This is a genomic window from Kitasatospora sp. NPDC048296 (assembly GCF_043201815.1).
Taxonomy (GTDB): Bacteria; Actinomycetota; Actinomycetes; order Streptomycetales; family Streptomycetaceae; genus Kitasatospora.
Window position 1 is genome coordinate 23015 of record NZ_JBICZB010000009.1, and the last position, 19551, is coordinate 42565.

A 19551-nucleotide genomic window follows, 5' to 3' on the forward strand; every position below is an offset into this window, starting at 1 on the left:
CAAGCGGGCCGGCGGGCGGGGGGCTCGTCGGGGGGCGGGTGTGGCCGTGGGTGTAGTCGAGAAGGCGGGAACGATAAACCACTTATATCGTAATGAATCGGACATGTGATCAATCCGTGGCTGTGACCGCACCGCCGTGGCCCGCATGCCGTGACCTCACCGGACCGACGAGCGGAGACCGTGGGATGGCGCAGGCGCACCAGTCCGGCAGTCCCGCCCGCGCGGTCCGCCGGCGCAGGATCCGCGGGCCCGTCCGGATGCTGCTGGCGATGCTGCTCACGGCCCTGGTGGTCGGCGGGGCCGTGCCGTACGTCTCCGGGCCCGGGCGGGCGTACCTGAGCTACCTGGTGCTGGCCGGGCAGGAGGACGCCGAGGGCGCCGCCCGGGCGGGGGCGGAGAGCCGGGCGGCGGGCGGACAGGTGGTGCAGGAGTACCCGCAGATCGGGGCGGTGCTCGCGTACGCGACCGGCGGCTTCGCGGACAAGGTCCGGGCCCGGCCGGGGATCGCCGCCGTGGGGGCGACCCGGACCGCGCCGGTGGTGGGGCCGCCGCGGGCGATGGACGGGGCCGGGGACTTCGCGGCGGGGGCGGAGCGGGGGAGTTCGCAGGGGCGTGCGACTTCCGGCGGACGCGTGGCTCCGGGTGGGCGTACGGTCCCCGACGGGCGTGCGACGACCGGCGCGCGTGTGACCGCCCGCGGACGGGCGGCTTCCGAGGGGGAGGAGGGCGGGACGCCCACCGTGCCCGATCCGGGGGAGGGCGGCGCCTGGAACCTCGCCATGCTGGGGCCGGCCTCGGGGCGGGCCGGGGACGCCGGTGGGGGGACGCCGAGTGCCGAGGCGCTGCACAAGGTGCTGGTCGCGGTGCTGGACTCGGGCGTGGACGACAGCCACCCGGACCTGTGGGCCGCCGTCGACCCGAAGGCCTCGGCCTCCTGTGCGGACGGGCGGCCGGACGCCCGGACCGGCTCCTGGCGGCCCGACTCGGGAGTGGGGGAGAGCGGTCACGGCACCCACGTCGCCGGGATCATCGGCGCGGCCCGGGACGGGAAGGGCGTCACCGGGGTCGCGCCGGGGGTGCGGATCGCCGCCGTCCGGCTGCTCGGGCCGCTGGGGCAGTACTACGCGGAGAACATCGTCTGCGGCATGCTCTGGGCGGCCGACCACGGGGCCAAGGCGATCAACAACAGCTACTTCGCGGACCCGTGGAAGTACAACTGCCCCGAGGACCGGGACCAGGCGGCGCTGGTCGCGGCCGTCGGCCGGGCCACCGCGTACGCCCAGCGCAAGGGCGCGGTGGTGGTCGCCTCGGCCGGCAACGACGGACAGGACCTCGGCGCGGCCCGGACCGACGAACGCAGCCCCAACGACCGGGGCTCCGAGCCGGCCCGTACCCGCTACCTGGGCACCGAGTGCATTCGCCTTCCCGGCGAACTCCCGGGCGTGGTCACCGTCACCGCCGTGAACCGGGACGGGCGTCCGTCCTCGTACTCCAACTACGGGCGCGGGCACGTCTCGCTCGCTGCCCCGGGCGGGGATCCGGACGGCGGGGCGCAGGGGGCGATCGTCTCCGACTGGCCCGGCGGGCAGTACGCGGCGCTGGCGGGGACCTCGATGGCGGCGGCCCATGTCGCCGGGGCGGTGGCGATCGCGGCGGCGTTGCATCCGGATCTCGGGTCCGGCGGGTTGGCTGCCCTGCTGGCGACTACGGCTGCGGCGGGGTGTCCGGTGGGGCCGCGGGCCTGTGGGGATCGGCAGTATTTCGGGGCGGGGTTGTTGGCGTTGCCCCGTTGAGGGGGTGGATGGGGTGACGGCGGAGGACTGGCAGCCCCCGGGGGTTCGGTGCGGGGTCCGGGATACTGGGGGCATGAGGCTGACGGAGTTCTGGCGACGGATGTACGCGCACTTCGGGGAGGGGTACGCGGAGTCCTTCGCGTCCGACCACGTGATGAGCGCGCTGGGCGGGCGGACGGTGCGCCAGGCGCTGGAGGCGGGCTGGGAGGCCAAGGACGTCTGGCGGGTGGTCTGTGAGACCCAGGGGGTCTCCACCCTGCTGCGCTGAGCCTTTCCCCCGGGGGTGGTGGGACAGACTGTCGGGGTGACGATCAGCGGAGAGCAGAAGAACGAGGAAGGGTCGGCGCGGGCCGTCGACGAGGAGCGGGCCCTGTGGGGTGGGATGCCGCGCTGGCTGCCCCGGGCGATGGTGCTGTTCCTGGTGCTGGTCGGGCTGTTCCAACTCGCCGACTGGGCGTTCCGGCAGCTGATCGACCTGTTCGTGATGCTGCTGGTGGCCTTCTTCCTCTCGCTGGCGCTGGAGCCGGCGGTGGACCGGATGGCGGCGCGCGGGGTGCGTCGTGGGGTGGGCACCTTCCTGGTGTTCGTCGCGGTCGGGATCGCGGTGACCGGGTTCCTGGCGGCGCTCGGCACCTTGTTGGTGGATCAGGTGGCGAAGATCGCCGGGGACATGCCGCACCTGGTCGACAATCTGATCGGCTGGGTCAACCGGACCTTCCATCAGGACCTCTCGCTGGGTGAGCTGCAGAAGCGGCTGCTCAAGGACTCCGGCACCATCGAGAGCTACGCCCAGCAGGCCGCCGACAATGTCTGGGGCGTCTCCTCCACCCTCATCGGAGGGCTCTTCCAGACCTTCACGGTCGGGCTGTTCACCTTCTACTTCACCGCCGAGGGCCCTCGGGTGCGCCGGACGGTGTGTTCCCTGCTGCCGCCGTCGAGGCAGGGCGAGGTGCTGCGGGCCTGGGAGATCGCGCTCGCCAAGACCGGCGGCTACCTGTACTCGCGGGCGGTGCTCGCGGTGGTGTCGGCGGCCGGGCACTGGGTGATGTTCGAGCTGATCGACCTGCCGTACTCGGCGGCGCTGGCGATCTGGGTGGGCGTCATGTCGCAGTTCGTGCCGACCATCGGGACGTACCTGGCGGGGGCGCTGCCGGTGCTGGTCGCGCTCACCGTGGAGCCGGTGGACGCGCTGTGGGTGCTGGTGTTCACGGTGGTCTACCAGCAGATCGAGAACTACGTGCTGCACCCGAGGATCACCGCGAGGACGGTGGACGTGCACCCGGCGGTGGCCTTCGGCGCGGTGATCGCGGGCGCCGCCCTGCTGGGCGCGGTGGGCGCGCTGATCGCGATCCCGGCGGCGGCCACCCTGCAGGGCTTCGTCGGGACGTACGTGCGGCGGTACGAGGTGGCCACCGATCCGCGGATCGACCGCGGTGAGCAGCGGCGGGCCCGTCGGGAGCTGCGGCGGGAGGCGGCGCAGCGGCTGCGGCGGATGGTCGGGGGCGACGGCGAGTGACCGGTGGCGGGGCGCGGTCGGTCCGGGGGCCCGCCCCGCGTCGGGGCCGGACGTGCGAGGCTTGAATCGAACAGATGTTCTTTGTACTCTCCGGCGAGGAGTTTTCCACAGGCTGAGCCGGGTGGGGCTCGTTTGTCAGTGGGACGCGCTAGCGTCGGTGACGATGAAGCGCACAGCACAGAACCCGAGGGAAAAAGCCATGGCAGGTACGGACCGCGAGAAGGCCCTGGAGACCGCTCTCGCCCAGATCGAGCGGCAGTTCGGCAAGGGCTCGGTGATGCGCCTCGGCGAGAAGGCCAATGAGCCGGTCGAGGTGATCTCCACCGGATCCACCGCCCTGGACGTCGCCCTCGGGGTCGGCGGCATCCCGCGCGGCCGAGTGATCGAGATCTACGGCCCCGAGTCCTCCGGTAAGACCACCCTGACCCTGCACCTGGCCGCCAACGCCCAGCGGGCCGGCGGCACGGTCGCCTTCGTCGACGCGGAGCACGCGCTCGACCCGGAGTACGCCAAGAAGCTCGGCGTGGACACCGACGCCCTGCTGGTCAGCCAGCCGGACACCGGTGAGCAGGCCCTGGAGATCACCGACATGCTGATCCGCTCCGGCGCGATCGACCTGGTGATCATCGACTCGGTCGCGGCGCTCGTCCCGCGCGCCGAGATCGAGGGCGAGATGGGTGACTCGCACGTCGGTCTGCAGGCCCGGCTGATGAGCCAGGCGCTGCGCAAGATCGCCGGTGCGCTGAACCAGTCGAACACCACCGCCATCTTCATCAACCAGCTGCGCGAGAAGATCGGCGTGATGTTCGGTTCGCCGGAGACCACGACCGGTGGCCGGGCGCTGAAGTTCTACGCCTCGGTCCGCCTGGACATCCGCCGGATCGAGACCCTGAAGGACGGCACCGAGGCGGTCGGCAACCGCACCCGGGTCAAGGTCGTCAAGAACAAGGTCGCCGCGCCGTTCAAGCAGGCCGAGTTCGACATCCTCTACGGCATCGGCATCAGCCGTGAGGGCGGCCTGATCGACATGGGCGTCGAGCACGGATTCATCCGCAAGTCCGGCGCCTGGTACACCTACGAGGGCGACCAGCTCGGCCAGGGCAAGGAGAACGCCCGCAACTTCCTGCGGGACAACCCGCAGCTCGCCGACGAGATCGAGCGGAAGATCAAGGGCAAGCTGGGCATCGGCCCGAAGACCGAGGAGCCCGCCGAGGGCGAGGCGGAGGCCGCTGCCGACGGCGCCGCCAAGCCGATCACCGCGACCGCCGCCAAGACGGCCGCGGCGAAGAAGACGGCGGCTGCCAAGGCCTGAGCCGTTGACGCAGTACGACACGGTGGGCGGCGGCCCGGCGGGCCCCGAGGACGACGACTACGGCCCGCCGGACTGGTTCGCCGCGGTCGCGGAGGAGCCGGAGCCGGAAGGAGAGCCGGAGCCGGAACCGCGGCCGTCGGCGGCCCGGCCGCGGTCGCAGTCCCGCAAGGGGCGGCGGGAGCGGCCGTCCACCACACAGTGGGCATCCGGCCCGGAGCCGGAGTTCGACCGGGCTCCGGTCCGGGCGGTGCGCGGCGCGGTGTCCGGTCCGGGGCCGGCGGAGGCCTCGGTCGAGGCGCTCGGGTTGGTCTCGGCCTCCGAGCTGCGCACCGGCCGCCGTCGGCGCCGCTCGGCGCTGGCGGCCGAGGAGTTCGAAGCCGCCGAGGGCGGTGCCGTGCCCGCGGACAGCGGCTGGGGCGAGGCGGAGGCGGCCGGTCACGGGGGTGCGGCCGCCTCGACGGCCCGCTCCGGCACGGGACCGCGCCGCGGTCGGCGCGGTGGGCGGTCCGCCGAGGGCCTGCCGGATGAGGAGGACGGCGCCGCCCGTACCTCCCGCAAGCGGGCCGAGGAGCAGGTCGATCCGGAGACCCGCGCCCGGGACATCTGCCTGCGGCTGCTGACCGGCGCCGCCAAGACCCGCAAGCAGCTCGCCGACGCCCTGCGCAAGCGGGAGATCCCGGAGGACGTCGCCGACGAGGTGCTCACCCGGCTCGAAGAGGTCGGGCTGATCGACGACGCGGCCTTCGCCGCGGCCTGGGTGGAGTCCCGGCACGCCGTCCGGGGCCTGTCCCGGCGGGCGTTGGCCCAGGAGCTGCGCACCAAGGGCGTGGCCGCCGAGCTGGTCGAGCAGGCCGTCGCCCAGCTCGACCACGACGACGAGGAGGACGCGGCCCGGGCGCTGGTGGAGCGCAAGCTGCGCTCCACCCGGGGGCTGGACCCGCAGGTCCGGACCCGGCGGCTGGTGGGCATGCTGGCCCGGCGCGGTTACTCCGAGGGGCTGGCCTTCCGGGTGGTGCGGGGAGCGCTGGAAGAGGAGGCGGCCGACGGACTGTCGGAAACCGGGTGGGAGTAGTGGCAGTTCCGCGCACTTCTTGGTCCGGACCAGATCAAGTCTTGACCCTCTCGTGACCCGCACCTAGCCTCGCACTCAGTGCGGGGGCGCTTCCGGACGCGCCCGCGCAGGGACGGGGAGTGGGGCGCGGCATGGGGATCTCGGCGGCCACCGGCACGGGCGAGTCCGTGCTGCCGATCGTCGGGTCGGCCGCCGCCGTCCTGCTGGTGCTCGCGGTGCTGGCCGCGCTGCTGGTCAGACGGTTGCGGGCGGACCGACGGCAGGCCCTCGCCGAGGTCGAGCGGGTCCGCCGGTGGGCCGAGGAGCAGACCGGCCGGCAGCGGGCCGAACTCGCCCGGCGCGAGGACGGCGTGGCCGAGGAACTGCGCCGGCTGCGCCGACGGGAGGACGAACTGGCCGAGCGCTCCGTGGAGTTGGAGCGCTCCCGGGGCGAGGCCGAGGCGCTGGTGGCCCGCCGGACGGCCGCGCTGGAGCGTGCCGCCGGGCTCTCCGCCGAGCAGGCGCACGCCCGACTCCTGCGCGAGGCCGAGGAGTCGGCCCGCCGAGTGGCCGCCGTCACGGTCCGGGAGATCGAGCGTGAGGCCAAGGAGGAGGGCGAGCGCCGGGCCAGGGACATCCTGGCCGGGACGATCCAGCGGCTGGCCGCGGAGCAGACCGCGGAGACCGCCGTCACCGTTTTCTGGCTGCCCGGCGAGGAGATGAAGGGCCGGATCATCGGCCGCGAGGGCCGCAACATCCGCTCCTTCGAGGCGGTCACCGGGGTCAACCTGATCGTCGACGACACCCCCGCCTCGGTGCAGCTCTCCTGCTTCGACCCGGTCCGCCGGGAGACCGCCCGGCTCACCCTGGAGCAGCTGGTCGAGGACGGCCGGATCCACCCGACCCGGATCGAGCACATCCACGAGCGCAGCCGCGCCGAGGTCGAGGCGCGCTGCCTCCGGGCCGGCGAGGACGCCCTGCTGGACGCCCGGGTCGGCGGGATGCACCCCGAACTCGTCCGCACCCTGGGCTCCCTGCGCTACCGGGCCTCGTACGGGCAGAACGTGCTGGGGCACCTGCTGGAGTCCGCGCACCTGGCCGGGATGATGGCCGCCGAGCTGGGGGTGGACCCGGAGCCGGTGCGCCGGGCGGCGCTGCTGCACGACATCGGCAAGGCGCTCACCCACGAGGTGGAGGGCAGCCACGCCGCGGTCGGCGCGGACCTCGCCCGGCGGTACGGAGAGTCCCCCGAGGTGGTGCACGCGATCGCCGCGCACCACGGCGAGGTGGAGCCCCGGAGCGTGACGGCCGTGCTGACCCAGGCGGCGGACGCCTGCTCGGGCGGGCGGCCCGGGGCACGCAAGGAGTCGCTGGAGGTGTACGTGCGGCGGCTGGCGCGGCTGGAGGAGATCGCGCGCTCGCACACGGGAGTGTCCGAGGTGTACGCGATGCAGGCCGGGCGCGAGGTGCGGGTGATGGTGCGTCCGGAGGCGGTGGACGACCTGGGGGCGGAGCTGATCGCCCGTGAGGTGGCCCGGCAGGTCTCGGCGGAGCTGACCTACCCGGGCCGGATCCGGGTGACGGTGGTCCGGGAGAGCCGGGCCACGGCGGTGGCCGGCTAGGACCTGTCTCCTGGGTTCCGGCGGATCCGGCAGGGGTCCAGGAGGCCGGCCCTAGCTCGCCGAGTCCACCTGCTGAGGCTCCGGAGCGGGCTCCGGCGACGCCCCGGGCGCGGGCTCCGGCGCGCCGGCGATCGGGGCCGGGCCGCCGCGGGCCCGGTCGGCGAGCATCAGCAGGTCCTCGGCGGCCGCGCCCTGGGTGAGGCCGACCAGGTGGCCGTCCGGCCGGATCAACAGCACGGTGTGCGGCCCGGCGCCCGGGTACTCCTCGGTGACCAGTACCTCGGCCGGTACCGGCAGCGCGGCGGCGACCTCGGCGAGCCGGGGCATCAGCCCGGCGCCGAGCCAGTGCTCGGAGGACCAGACGGCGGTGCCGGGGGCGACCAGCAGCAGCAGGAAGGTGGCACCGAGCCGGGCGTGCAGGTGGTCCGGGGTGCCGTCGGCGGCGAGCACCGGCAGGTCCGGGACGAGCACCCCGGGGGCGGTGGCGGGCAGCAGCTCGCTGAGCGAGGTGGTGCCGCGCGCGCCGCGCTGCGCCGGCACCCGGCCGGGGACGCCGGAGGGCGCTGCCGGGTAGGCGGGCGCGCCGCCGAAGCGGCCGGTGCCCAACTGGCCGTCGGCGAGCAGCGGGGCGTGCTTGCGGAAGCCGCCGACCAGCAGCGAGCGGCGGGTCTGCTGCCAGCCGCGCAGCGGGCGCAGCAGCGGCATGGACTGGTCGACGGCGCGCAGCCGGGCGCCGACCGCGCCGCGCCGCTCGGCCTCGTAGCCGTCCAGCAGCGAGCCGCCGGGCTGGGGGCCGCCGGAGTGGAGGTGCCAGGCGAGGGCGAGCCGCCAGGCGAGGTTGTCGGCGTCGCGCAGCCCGTCGGCCAGGTTCTGCATACCGAGTGCGCCGTGCAGGTGGGCGGCGTCGCCGGCCAGGAAGCAGCGGCCGCTGCGGAAGCGGGCGGCCAGGCGCTGCTGGGCGGTGTGGTCGGCGGCGGCGAGCAGTTCGAAGCGGGGCAGTTCGCCGCACCAGCCGGTGAGGGTGGAGGTGACCCGGGTGAGCAGGGTGTCGCCGGTGACGATGCCGGGCCAGGTGGCGTGCGGGTCGACCTGCTCGGTGGGGGTGGGCCGGCCGGGGGGAAGCCGCCAGTCGAGTCGCCAGACGCCGTCCGGCAGTGGACGGGCGGAGGCCTCGCGGTCGCCGCGCCACGGGGGTTCGCGGTGCAGCCGGGCCCCGTCGAAGGGCAGGTCGACCCGGACGGTGGCGATGGCGTTGCGGTCGACCGCCGGGCGGCCGGGGAAGCGGATCTTCAGCAGCTTGCGGACGGCGGAGCGGGCGCCGTCGCACCCGACCAGGTGGCTGCCGCGCCACCAGGTGGCGGAGCCGTCCTGGGTGCCGTGGGTGCGGACGCTGACGCCGTCGCGGTCCTGTTCGAGTTCGACGACCCGGTTCAGCGGGACCAGCCTGACCAGCGGGGTGCCGGTCAGGGCGTCGCGCAGACCGCGCTGGAGGCGGTGCTGGGGCAGGTGGAAGGTGGGGGAGTCGGTGAGGTCGAGCCGCAGCACCTCCTGGCGGCGCCGCCAGATGGCGAAGGAGTCCCACAGGGCCGAGTCGGAGACGGCCCGGGAGTAGCCGATCCGGGTCAGGAAGGCGGCGGTGTCGGCCCCGAGGACGACGCTGCGAGGGCCCTCGGGGCAGAGCCCGGAGCCCTCGTCCAGGACGACGGTCGGCACCTCGTGCCGGGCCAGCGCGAGGGCCAGGGCCAGACCGACCGGTCCGGCCCCGACCACGATCACCGGGTCCATGCGGGGACCTCCGGGCACGAACCGGCCCATGGGCCGGCGTCAGTTACCGCTGCCGCATATGCCGCGTGGATGCTCCCGGGAGGTGTCACGAAGAGCAATGCAACAGTTCACCTGCGTGTCCGTCAAGCAGCAGATGAAGTGCGCCGGTTCGCGCCGCGACGGCCGCGTGCCTCGATCCAGCGCGCGAGCGCGGTCAGCAGCAGGCACAGGGCGATGTAGATCGGCCCGATCACCAGCACCACGGGGATGTAGGGGAAACCCGCGGCGTTCAGTGGCTGGGTGGCGATCTTCTTGCCCATGAACAGCAGCTCGTTGTACGTGATGATGTAGCCGAGCGAGGTGTCCTTGAGGGTGACGACCAGCTGGCCGATCATCGACGGCAGCATCGAGCGGACGGCCTGCGGCACCAGGATGGAGGACATCACCTGGGTCTTGCGCATCCCGAGGGCGTACGCCGCCTCGCCCTGGCCGCGGGGGACGGCGTTGACGCCGCTGCGGATGATCTCGGCCTGGACCGAGCCGTTGTAGAGGGTGAGGCCGAGCACCAGGGCCCACATCGGGTCCTTGGCGAAGAACGCGTAGTAGAGCCCGACGATCAGGATCAGCAGCGGCATCGCCCGGAAGAACTGGACGACGGCGGTGCAGGCCCAGCGGACCGGCTTGTGGTCGGACAGCTGGCCGGAGGCCAGCAGCGCGCCCAGGGAGAGCGAGAAGACGGCGGCCAGGCCGAACGCCTTCAGGGTGGCCAGCAGGCCGTCCACGATCATCTGCTGGACGGCGTTGTACTGGAACGGGTCCCAGAGGTCGGCGTCGAACTGGCCGTTGTCGGCCAGGGTGGAGACGACGTACCAGAGCAGTCCGGCGACGCCGATCAGCGCGAGGACGCCGAAGAGGCGGTAGCGGGCGCGGGCCTTCGGGCCGGGGGCGTCGTAGAGGACGCTGGCCGAGGCAGGGCGCTGGAACACGTTCATCGGGCCACCGCCAGTCGGGATTCCAGGAAGCGGAAGAGGGTGGCGACCGCCGCGCTGATCAGCAGGTAGGCGCAGGCCACCCAGAAGAAGATCGCGAAGATCGAGTAGCCGCGCTCGGAGAAGGTCTGCTGGGCGCTGTACAGCTCGGGGACGCTGAACGCGCCGGCGATCGCCGAGTTCCTCGGCAGCGCGATGAACACGCTGCTCATCGGGCCCAGCACGGTCCGGCCGGCCTGCGGCAGGACGACCAGGGTGAGGGTCTGGCCGAAGGTCATGCCCAGGCTGCGGGCCGCCTCGGCCTGGCCGAGCGGCACGGTGTTGATGCCGGAGCGGATCACCTCGCAGACGAACGAGGCGGTGTACCCGCCGAGCGCCAGCACCGCGAAGACCAGGTGGCTGAAGTGCACGCCCAGCGGCGGCAGGCCGAAGGTGACGGCGAAGAACAGCAGGGTCAGCGGGGTGTTGCGGAACAGCGTCACCCAGGTGGTGCCGAAGGCGCGCAGGACCGGCACCGGGGAGACCCGGAAGGCCGCCAGCAGGGTGCCCAGCAGCAGGGCGAGCAGGGCGCTGAGCGCGCTCAGCTCGATCGTCTGCAGGAAGCCGTCGCGGAACAACGCGAAGTTGTCCTGCTCGAACAGGAACCCCATCCGGCGGCCCTCCTCTCACAGATGGTCAGAACGGGTGGTCGGGTACGGCGGTCGGATCAGTAGCGGTCGAGGGTCGGGATCTCGGGCGCGGCGGAGCCGGACGCGCCCAGGGTCGCGTCGTAGGCCTTCTTCCAGTCGCCGTTGTCCTCGTGGGCCTTGAGGGCGTCGCTGATCGCGTCGCGCAGCGCCTTGTCGTCCTTGTTGAGGCCGACGCCGTAGTTCTCCTTGGTGAACGGCTTGCCGACGACCTTGAGCTTGCCCTTGTACTTGGAGGCGTAGCCCTTGAGGATCGCGTCGTCGGTGGTGACCGCGTCGACCTCGCCCGACATCAGCTTCTCGACGCAGGCCGAGTAGGTGTCGAACTGGGTGATCTTCGGGTTGTACTGCTTGATGTTCTGGATCGAGGTCGAGCCGGTCGCGGTGCAGACGTTCTTGCCGCTGATGCTCTCCGGGCCGGTGATCGAGGTGTTGTCGCTCTTCACCAGGAAGTCCTGGCCGGCGATGTAGTACGGGCCGGCGAAGGAGACCGTCTTCTTGCGCTCGTCGTTGATGCTGTAGGTGCCGACGTAGAAGTCGATCTGGCCCTTGGCGATGGCCGGCTCGCGCTGCGAGGAGACCAGGGTCTGCCACTTGATCTGCTGCGGGGTGAAGCCGAGGTCGGCGGCGACCATCTTGGCGATCTCGATGTCGAAGCCGCTGCGGTCACCGCTGGCGACGTCCTCCCAGCCGAGGTTCGGCTGGTCGGCCTTGGCGCCGATGATCAGCTGGCCGCGCTTCTTGGCCTCGGCCAGGATCGCGGAGTCGACCTTGACGTCGGTCTTGACCGTGTAGGTCGGCAGCGCCGGGGCGTTGCTCGCGCTCGCGTCGGTCGAGCCGGCGGGGGAGCCGTCCTTGCCGCAGGCGGCGGTGGCGGTGAGCGCGACGGCACAGAGCGCTACGGCGAGGGTGCGAGAAGTCCTCATGAGGGTTGTTCTCCTGGGGCTGGGCCACGGTTTCAACCGGGCTCTGGCGTCTGGAAGTTGTGCGCGGGCAGGGCTGACCGGCGTCATTGCCGGGGGCGGCCCCGCATGGTCTCGAAGCGTCAGTGGTGCAGGATCTTCGAGAGGAAGTCCTTGGCGCGCTCGGAGCGCGGCGCGGTGAAGAAGGCGTCCGGGGTGTTCTGCTCGACGATCTTGCCGTCGGCCATGAACAGCACGCGGTTGGCGGCGGAGCGGGCGAAGCCCATCTCGTGGGTGACCACGACCATCGTCATACCGTCGGCGGCCAGCTGGCGCATGACCTCCAGCACCTCGTTGACCATCTCCGGGTCGAGCGCCGAGGTCGGCTCGTCGAAGAGCATCACCTTGGGCTTCATCGCCAGCGCCCGGGCGATCGCCACCCGCTGCTGCTGGCCGCCGGAGAGCTGGGCCGGGTACTTGTCGGCGTGCGCCGCGAGGCCGACCCGTTCCAGCAGCTGGCGGGCGGTCTTCTCGGCGTGCGAGCGGATCACCTTGCGCACCTTGACCTGGCCGATGACCACGTTCTCCAGCACGGTCTTGTGCGCGAACAGGTTGAAGCTCTGGAACACCATGCCGACCTCGGCGCGCAGCCGGGCCAGCTCCTTGCCCTCGGCTGGCAGCGGGCGGCCGTCGACGGTGATCCCGCCGGAGTCGATCGTCTCCAGCCGGTTGATCGTCCGGCAGAGCGTGGACTTGCCCGAGCCGGACGGGCCGATCAGGACGACGACCTCGCCCTGGTGGATCTCGAGGTCGATGTCCTGCAGCACGTGCAGTGCGCCGTAGTGCTTGTTGACGCCGTTCAGCACGACCAGCGGGGCGGCTGCGGGGGTGGAGTCCTCGACAGGGCTCTCGGTCATCGCGCCTGCTCCCTCTGTTTCGGATCGTGCCTGCCCTAGAAGTAGTCAACTCCCTTGGGTGGCAATGGTGGTACGAATCCGGGAGCCGCGACCGGCGGAGCCGCAGCCCCCGGTGGGGCGACCTTAGGAGCGCTGACGGTGCCCCGTCAGCCGATCTGAGCGGAACTTGAGGATCACAAAACGGCCACACGGTGGGTACGTGCTGTTCGCGAAGGTGCCCACGGGGCATGTCACAGCGGGAATCCGCGCCGGTGCTCCCCGTCCCCCAAGGGCCCGGTGCGCGGTCGAACCTGGCGCCGGGCCGCCCGCTGGCCCATACTGCGCAGGAGCTGGGCCCCGACCGATCGGGCCCGGAGACCACGTGGGGAGAGGAGGAGAACAGAATGCGACTGCTGCTCGTCGAGGACGACGAACGCGTGGCCGCCGCGCTGGTCGCGGTGCTGGGTCGGCACGGTTTCCAGGTGCGGCACGCCCGCAGCGGGCACGAGGCACTGGACGCCCTGGTGCCGGACGGCAACGAGCCGTACCGGGTGGTGCTGCTCGACCTCGGGCTGCCCGACCGCGACGGCTTCGAGGTGTGCAGCCGGATCAGGGCCGGCAGCGGAGTGCCGGTGATCATGGTGACCGCCCGCGCCGACATCCGCTCCCGGATCCACGGCCTCAACCTGGGCGCCGACGACTACGTCACCAAGCCGTACGACATGGGCGAGTTGCTCGCCCGCATCCACGCGGTGGCCCGCCGCGGCGCCCCGCCCTCCTCGGCGGCGGTGCCCGCGCCGGACGCCGTACCGCAGCAGCGTGGCCCGCTGGAGTCCCGCGGCATCCGGATCGACCGGGAGCGCCGCCGGGTCAGTGTGGACGGCCGCGACGTGCCGCTCACCCGCAAGGAGTTCGATCTGCTGGCCCTGCTCGCCCAGAGCCCCGGTGTGGTCTACCGGCGCGAGCAGATCTTCAGCGAGGTCTGGCGCAGCGGCTGGGAGGGCAACGGCCGCACCCTGGAGGTGCACATCGGCTCGCTGCGCAACAAGCTCGCGCTGCCCGGCCTGGTCGAGGCCGTCCGCGGCGTCGGCTACCGGCTGATCCCCGACTGCCCGACGTCCACCGCGGCCGACCCGGCCCCGCCCGCCCCCGCGGAGCACTGACCGCACGTGCGCACCCGCCTGCTCGGCATCCTGATCGCCCTCATGCTCTGTGTCCTGGCCGCCCTGGGGCTGCCGCTCGCGGCGGCGTTCGCGGCGGCCGAGCAGAGCAAGGTGGTCGTCGACCGGCTCGACGACGCCGCCCGCTTCGCCCAGGACCTGCCCACCTCCGGCGCCTCTTCGTTGGACGCCGCCCGCAAGGGCGACCCGGAGCCCGCCCCCGGCGACCTCAGCCGCCGGCACGCGATCGACGCCGAGGTCCGGCGCTACTTCGACCTGTACGGCGTGCGGCTGGGCATCTTCCAGCGCGACGGCATGCCGATAGCGGTGGCCCCCGGGGACTGGCGGGTGCCCGCCGTCGGCTGGGGCGCCACGGCCTTCCAGGAGGCGCTGGACGGGCGGCGCAGCCACAACCCGCCGCAGGTCTGGCCGTGGACCGAGGACCGGACGATCACCGTCGCCGCCCCGGTGGTGCGCGACGGCGACGTGGTCGCGGTGGTGCTGAGCGAGTCCCCGACCGGGGCGCTGCGCACCCGGGTGCTGCACAAGTGGCTGGTGGTGGCCGGCGGCGAGGCGGTCGCGATGATCGTCGCCGTGCTGCTGGCCGTCCGGCTCACCGAGTGGGTGCTGCGCCCGGTGCGCACCCTGGACCGGGCCACCCACGACATCGCCACCGGCCAGATGGCCGCCCGGGTCGCGCCCGGCGGCGGACCGCCCGAACTCCAGCGGCTGGCGCGCTCGTTCAACGAGATGGCGGACCACGTGGTGCACGCCATGGACCAGCAGAAGGCCTTCGTCGCGGACGCCTCGCACCAGCTGCGCAACCCGCTGTCGGCACTGCTGCTGCGGGTCGAGGTGCTCGGCCTGGAACTGCCCGAGGGCCATGAGGAGGAGCTCAGCGGCGTCCGGGAGGAGGGCACCCGGCTGGCCCGGGTGCTGGACGACCTGCTCGGGCTGGCCACCGCCGAGCACGCCCGCCCCGAACCGGAGCAGACCGACCTCACCCAGCTGACCCTGGCCCGGGTGGACGGCTGGCAGCCGGTGGCCGAGCAGCGCGGGATCGAGCTGCGCTGGGACGGACCGGCGCTGGCGATCGGCATGGCGGACCCGATCGGCTTCGGCTCCGCGCTGGACGCCGTCCTGGACAACGCGCTCAAGTTCAGCCCGTCCGGCAGCCGGGTGCGGCTGCGGGTCGCGGTGCGCCGGGACGAGGTCGCGGTGACCGTCACCGACGCCGGGCCGGGCCTGACCGAGGACGAGCTGTCCCGGGCCGGCGACCGGTTCTGGCGCAGCCCGCGGCACCAGAACGTGGACGGCTCCGGGCTGGGCCTGTCCATCGCCCGCACCCTGCTGGCGGCAGGCGGCGGCTCGCTCGGCTTCGCCCCGGTCAAGCCGACCGGACTCGCGGTGACCTTGGCGGTGCCGCGGCCGGAGAGGCCCTGATATGTAGCGGACTTTGTCAAGCGGTGCAGGGTTGAGCTGCCCCCGGAGTGGTGGATGGGGGCTGGTGGGGGCCCGGGTGGGGTGCGTGTCATGGCGACGACGCGCGGTCAGCCTGATATGCGCGGGTTGGCTACCGCATGACCGGTTGTGCGTCGGGAACGGGCCGCTCGTCTAACGGTCGGGCGTGACCCGGTGGGCCGGGCTGCCCATAGGGCCTTCGCGGGTCGTTCCTCGCGCTGCACCTTCGCTCGGGCTCCCACCAGCCGGCTTGTGGGGGGTGGCTCACGGGTCCATGGTGGCCAGGCTCCAGCACCAGCCGGACAGTTCCCGGGCGACGGCCACCACGGTGATGGTCGAGTGCTTATGGCGGGCCTGGAGCGTGGTCCAGCGGTGGTGCAGGCGGCGGTTGCCCTCGTCGGCCCGCTGGCGGATCGGGGCGGGCACCTGGTCGAGCCGCGCGCGCAGGCTCACGCCGGGGTGACGATAGGGCGTGCGGTGGTGCCAGGCGGCCTCGACGAGAAGGCGTCTGGCGTGGGTGTTGCCGGTCTTGGTGATGCTGCCCTGCCTGCGTCGCTCGCCGGAGGAGTCCTCGCTGGGGACGAGTCCGAGGTAGGCGCCGATGGTGGAGCCGGTGAAGCGGTGCCAGTCGCCGATCTCCACGGCCAGGCCGAGCGCGGTCAGGGTGCCCACTCCGCGCAGGCACGACAGCCGGGCGACCACGGGCGCCCACGCGTCCTGGCGGGCGAGCTCGGTGATGACGGCATCGAGGCGGTCACGTCGCGCTTCGAGGGCCAGGACGGCTTCGAGGGCCTGGTCGTAGGCGACCCGTGTTCCCAGATCCTCGAAGTGATGGCTGGTCAGCCACTGGTGGTGGGCGGCGGTCCATGCCTTGCCGCCGGTGTAGACGATGCTGTGGCGCAGGAGGAGTTTGGACAGGCGGTGGCGGGCGCGCATCAGGTCGGCCCGGACGTCGTCGCGGGCGCGGGTCAGGTCCCGAGCGGCCTCCTCCTCGATCGTGGGCACCCGCACGGCGGGCACCTCGTCCAGTCGCAGCAGCCTGGCCAGGCGCTCGGCATCGCGTCTGTCGGTCTTGATCCGCTCCCCGGGCGGTCGCGCCATCTTGGACGGGGCGGCCAGCACGCAGCGGAACCCTGCGGTCTCCAGGGCCCGGGCGAGGTGGAAGCCGGTCGGACCGGCCTCGTAGGCGACGGCCACCGGCTGGGGCAGCCGGTGCAGCCAGGCCAGGATTTCCGCGGTGTCGGGGACCAGGCGCTCGGTGAAGACCTCGCCGGTGACGCCGTCCAGGCCCCAGGCCACGGTGGATCGGGCGTGAACGTCCAGCCCGACCGAAGTACGCTCGGAATACATCCGGTGCCTCCCGCAATTGCGGCACTACCGCCCACGATCCCGTGGGGCGGCAACCCGCGACAACTTGCGAGTGAGGCTCCGGATCGTTGTTCCCAGCACCCAGGGCGGCCGCGCCTTCCCCGGGTCCGCCCGACAGCCGACGAGGTCCGTCCGGCTCGGGAAAGGCCCGGGTCAAGGCTCGCGCAGCGACCGCGAAGCGGCCCTGCCTTGACGCGGACCACGAGCCGGGAATCTCCCACACCGGGCGGACCCGCCACCGCAAGCAGCGCACTTCATACGGTCTAGCTAGCCGTGGCTTCTCAGGGCTTCACCGAGCGGTAGTAGCGCGCGGCGCCCTCGTGCAGCGGGAGCGGGTCGGTGTAGACGGCGGTGCGCAGGTCGACCAGCTGGGCGGCGTGCACCTGGGCGCCGATCTGGTCGCGGCTGTCGATCACCGCCCGGGTCATGCCCTCGACCAGTTCCGGGTTCACGTCGTCCCGGGTGATCAGCAGGTTGGGCACGGCGACGGTGGCGACGGCGTCCTGGGGCTCGGCGTTCGGATAGGTGCCCTTGGGCATGGTGGCCGCCCGGTAGGCGTCGGTGCCGCTGCCCTCGGCCTTGTGCAGGGCCTCGGACAGGTCGCTCAGCGGGACGAGCCGGATCCTGACGTGGTCGGAGAGGTCGGTGAGCGCGCTGGTCGGCAGGCCACCGGACCAGAAGAAGGCGTCCAGCTTGCCCTCGCGCAGCTGGTCGGCGGCGTCGCCGACGCCGGCCATCACCGGGGTGATGTCGTGGTCCGGGTCCAGGCCGGCCGCGGCCAGCAGCCGTCTGGTCACCAGGTTCACCCCGGACTGCGGCAGGCCCACGCCCACCCGCAGGCCCTTGAGGTCGGCGGTGCGGCGCACGGTCGAGGAGGCCGGGACGATCAGCTGCAGGTAGTCGTCGTACAGCCGGGCGATCGCCCGCAGCCTGTCCTTGCCGGGGCCCTGGTAGTCGGCGACCGCGTCGGCGGTGGCGATCGCGAAGGTGTCCTGGCCGGTGATCACCCGGGTGAGGTTGTCTATCGAGCCCTCGGTGTTGTCCAGGGCCAGCCGCACCCCCGGCACGGTCCGGGAGACATGGGCCTGCAGCAGTTGCCCGTACCGGTCGTAGACGCCGCGCTGCACACCGGTCGCGAAGCGGGTCTCCCCGCGCGGGTAGCCGGGCGCGCGGCCCGCCGACAGCCACCAGCCGCCCAGTCCGGCGACCAGTAGCACCAGCACCAGCACCGTCCGCCACAGCGGGCTGCGGGCCGCGCGGCGGACGGCGGCGCCGAGACGTGACGGATTGGTGGGGGCCATGCAGGGATACTGCCAGGCGCTCCGGCCGAACGGGAGGGGTAAGCGGCACCCGCGCCGGAGCGAGGAGCGTCGGCGCCGGGTCCGAGTACCCCGGAGGCGAGTGCGCGAACACGGCCGGGAAAACCGGCTCGCGGCTGCCCGTACCCTGGTCTGGTGAGCGGTGAGAGCGGATTGAAGAGCTACAAGGTCGTCACGCACGGCTGTCAGATGAACGTCCACGACTCCGAGCGGCTGTCCGGCCTGCTGGAGGACGCGGGCTACGTCAAGGCCGGGCCGGAGGGCGACCCGGACCTGGTCGTGTTCAACACCTGCGCGGTGCGGGAGAACGCCGACAACAAGCTGTACGGGAACCTCGGCCAGCTCGCGCCGGTCAAGAGCCGTCACCAGGGCATGCAGATCGCCGTCGGCGGCTGCCTGGCCCAGAAGGACCGCGAGACCATCGTCAAGCGCGCCCCCTGGGTCGACGTGGTGTTCGGCACCCACAACATCGGCCACCTGCCGGCCCTGCTGGAGCGGGCCGCGGTCGAGCGCAAGGCCCAGGTCGAGATCCTGGAGTCGCTGGAGACCTTCCCCTCCACGCTGCCCACCCGCCGTGAGTCCGCGTACGCCGCCTGGGTCGCCATCTCGGTCGGCTGCAACAACACCTGCACCTTCTGCATCGTCCCCGCGCTGCGCGGCAAGGAGGAGGACCGCCGGCCCGGCGACGTCCTCGCCGAGATCGAGGCGCTGGTGGACGAGGGCGTCGTCGAGGTCACCCTGCTCGGCCAGAACGTCAACGCCTACGGCTCCGACCTGGGCGACCGCGAGGCCTTCTCCAAGCTGCTGCGCGCCGCCGGCCAGATCGAGGGCCTGGAGCGGATCCGCTTCACCTCGCCGCACCCGCGCGACTTCACCGACGACGTGATCGCCGCGATGGCCGAGACCCCGAGCGTGATGCACCAGCTGCACATGCCGCTGCAGTCCGGCTCGGACCGCGTGCTCAAGGCGATGCGCCGCTCCTACCGGCAGGAGCGTTTCCTCGGGATCATCCGCAAGGTCCGCGAGGCGATGCCGGACGCGGCCATCTCCACCGACATCATCGTGGGCTTCCCCGGCGAGACCGAGGAGGACTTCGAGGAGACGATGCACGTCGTCCGCGAGGCCCGCTTCACCAACGCCTTCACCTTCCAGTACTCCAAGCGCCCCGGCACCCCGGCCGCCGAGATGGCGGACCAGATCCCGAAGGAGGTCGTCCAGGCCCGCTACGACCGGCTGATCGCCCTCCAGGAGGAGATCTCCTGGGAGGAGAACAAGAAGCAGGTCGGCCGCACCCTGGAGGTCCTGGTCGCCGAGGGCGAGGGCAAGAAGGACGACCGGACCCAGCGGCTGTCCGGGCGAGCCCCGGACAACAGGCTCGTCCACTTCAGCAAGCCCGACGAGCCGGTGCGCCCGGGCGACATGGTGACCGTCGAGATCACCTACGCCGCCCCGCACCACCTGCTGGCCGAGGGCCCGGCGCTGGCGGTGCGCCGCACCCGGGCCGGCGACGCCTGGGAGAAGCGCCAGGCCAAGCCCGCCGACAAGCCGGCCGGCGTGCTGCTCGGCCTGCCGAAGATCGGCGTCCCGGCCGAGCTGCCGCTGGCCGCGCCGGCGGGCGGCGCCTGCTGCGGGGACTGACACCCGGTTCCGTACGTGCGGCCCGGCGGGAGCCGCGCCGAGCGGCCCGGCGGCGAGTGCGCGAGTAGCCAGCT

At 72.8% G+C, this 19551-nt stretch carries 16 protein-coding genes; 9 read left to right on the forward strand and 7 right to left on the reverse strand.

Annotated elements, in window-relative coordinates; genetic code table 11:
* Nucleotides 1-185 precede the first annotated feature (185 nt).
* The 6 genes from ACGF12_RS08600 to rny all read left to right on the forward strand — a co-directional run bounded on the left by ACGF12_RS08600 (nucleotide 186) and on the right by rny (nucleotide 7294).
* Nucleotides 186-1793: a S8 family serine peptidase gene (locus ACGF12_RS08600; protein ID WP_393027279.1), complete on the forward strand. Its 1608-nt coding sequence runs from the start codon at nucleotides 186-188 to the stop codon at nucleotides 1791-1793.
* Between the two features lie 73 nt (nucleotides 1794-1866).
* A complete protein-coding gene (locus tag ACGF12_RS08605; protein ID WP_393027280.1) occupies nucleotides 1867-2061 on the forward strand; it encodes a DUF3046 domain-containing protein in 195 nt (64 codons plus the stop codon).
* 36 nt (nucleotides 2062-2097) lie between these two features.
* A complete protein-coding gene (locus ACGF12_RS08610) occupies nucleotides 2098-3309 on the forward strand; it encodes an AI-2E family transporter (RefSeq protein WP_393027282.1) in 1212 nt (403 codons plus the stop codon).
* 199 nt (nucleotides 3310-3508) lie between these two features.
* On the forward strand, nucleotides 3509-4621 hold the full coding sequence (recA, locus tag ACGF12_RS08615) for a recombinase RecA (protein WP_387626923.1): 1113 nt from the start codon (nucleotides 3509-3511) through the stop codon (nucleotides 4619-4621).
* 4 nt (nucleotides 4622-4625) lie between these two features.
* Complete coding sequence (gene recX, locus ACGF12_RS08620; protein ID WP_393027287.1) at nucleotides 4626-5693, forward strand: recombination regulator RecX; 1068 nt, start codon at nucleotides 4626-4628, stop codon at nucleotides 5691-5693.
* A 131-nt stretch (nucleotides 5694-5824) separates the two neighbouring features.
* Complete coding sequence (gene rny, locus ACGF12_RS08625; RefSeq protein WP_393027289.1) at nucleotides 5825-7294, forward strand: ribonuclease Y; 1470 nt, start codon at nucleotides 5825-5827, stop codon at nucleotides 7292-7294.
* Nucleotides 7295-7345: 51 nt separating this feature from the next.
* Here the strand turns inward: rny and ACGF12_RS08630 are convergent, their stop codons facing one another.
* The 5 genes from ACGF12_RS08630 to ACGF12_RS08650 form a co-directional block, all read right to left on the reverse strand.
* Entirely contained in the window at nucleotides 7346-9079 is a 1734-nt protein-coding gene (locus ACGF12_RS08630; protein ID WP_393027291.1) for an FAD-dependent monooxygenase, read from the reverse strand.
* 122 nt (nucleotides 9080-9201) lie between these two features.
* Nucleotides 9202-10050: an amino acid ABC transporter permease gene (locus tag ACGF12_RS08635; RefSeq protein ID WP_393027293.1), complete on the reverse strand. Its 849-nt coding sequence runs from the start codon at nucleotides 10048-10050 to the stop codon at nucleotides 9202-9204.
* Complete coding sequence (locus ACGF12_RS08640; RefSeq protein WP_393027295.1) at nucleotides 10047-10697, reverse strand: amino acid ABC transporter permease; 651 nt, start codon at nucleotides 10695-10697, stop codon at nucleotides 10047-10049. The genes ACGF12_RS08635 and ACGF12_RS08640 overlap by 4 nt, the downstream gene beginning before the upstream one ends.
* A gap of 56 nt (nucleotides 10698-10753) precedes the next feature.
* Complete coding sequence (locus ACGF12_RS08645; RefSeq protein WP_393027297.1) at nucleotides 10754-11659, reverse strand: glutamate ABC transporter substrate-binding protein; 906 nt, start codon at nucleotides 11657-11659, stop codon at nucleotides 10754-10756.
* A gap of 119 nt (nucleotides 11660-11778) precedes the next feature.
* The gene (locus ACGF12_RS08650) at nucleotides 11779-12507 is read right to left on the reverse strand and encodes an amino acid ABC transporter ATP-binding protein (RefSeq protein ID WP_393027446.1); all 729 of its coding nucleotides are present in this window, start codon (nucleotides 12505-12507) and stop codon (nucleotides 11779-11781) included.
* Nucleotides 12508-12935: 428 nt separating this feature from the next.
* On the opposite strand from ACGF12_RS08650, the gene ACGF12_RS08655 reads away from it, so the two are divergent.
* Both ACGF12_RS08655 and ACGF12_RS08660 read left to right on the forward strand, forming a co-directional pair.
* Nucleotides 12936-13694: a response regulator transcription factor gene (locus ACGF12_RS08655; RefSeq protein ID WP_387626911.1), complete on the forward strand. Its 759-nt coding sequence runs from the start codon at nucleotides 12936-12938 to the stop codon at nucleotides 13692-13694.
* A gap of 6 nt (nucleotides 13695-13700) precedes the next feature.
* The gene (locus ACGF12_RS08660) at nucleotides 13701-15134 is read left to right on the forward strand and encodes a sensor histidine kinase (protein ID WP_393027300.1); all 1434 of its coding nucleotides are present in this window, start codon (nucleotides 13701-13703) and stop codon (nucleotides 15132-15134) included.
* A 282-nt stretch (nucleotides 15135-15416) separates the two neighbouring features.
* On the opposite strand, the gene ACGF12_RS08665 is transcribed toward ACGF12_RS08660, so the two are convergent.
* Together ACGF12_RS08665 and ACGF12_RS08670 are read right to left on the reverse strand one after the other, a co-directional pair.
* A complete protein-coding gene (locus tag ACGF12_RS08665) occupies nucleotides 15417-16502 on the reverse strand; it encodes an IS110 family transposase (RefSeq protein ID WP_393027302.1) in 1086 nt (361 codons plus the stop codon).
* 299 nt (nucleotides 16503-16801) lie between these two features.
* Nucleotides 16802-17821 (reverse strand): TAXI family TRAP transporter solute-binding subunit, encoded by a 1020-nt coding sequence (locus tag ACGF12_RS08670; RefSeq protein ID WP_393027304.1) that lies wholly within the window; start codon nucleotides 17819-17821, stop codon nucleotides 16802-16804.
* A 153-nt stretch (nucleotides 17822-17974) separates the two neighbouring features.
* Between ACGF12_RS08670 and miaB the strand changes: the two genes are divergently transcribed.
* Nucleotides 17975-19477 (forward strand): tRNA (N6-isopentenyl adenosine(37)-C2)-methylthiotransferase MiaB, encoded by a 1503-nt coding sequence (gene miaB / locus ACGF12_RS08675; protein ID WP_393027307.1) that lies wholly within the window; start codon nucleotides 17975-17977, stop codon nucleotides 19475-19477.
* Nucleotides 19478-19551: the final 74 nt, after the last annotated feature.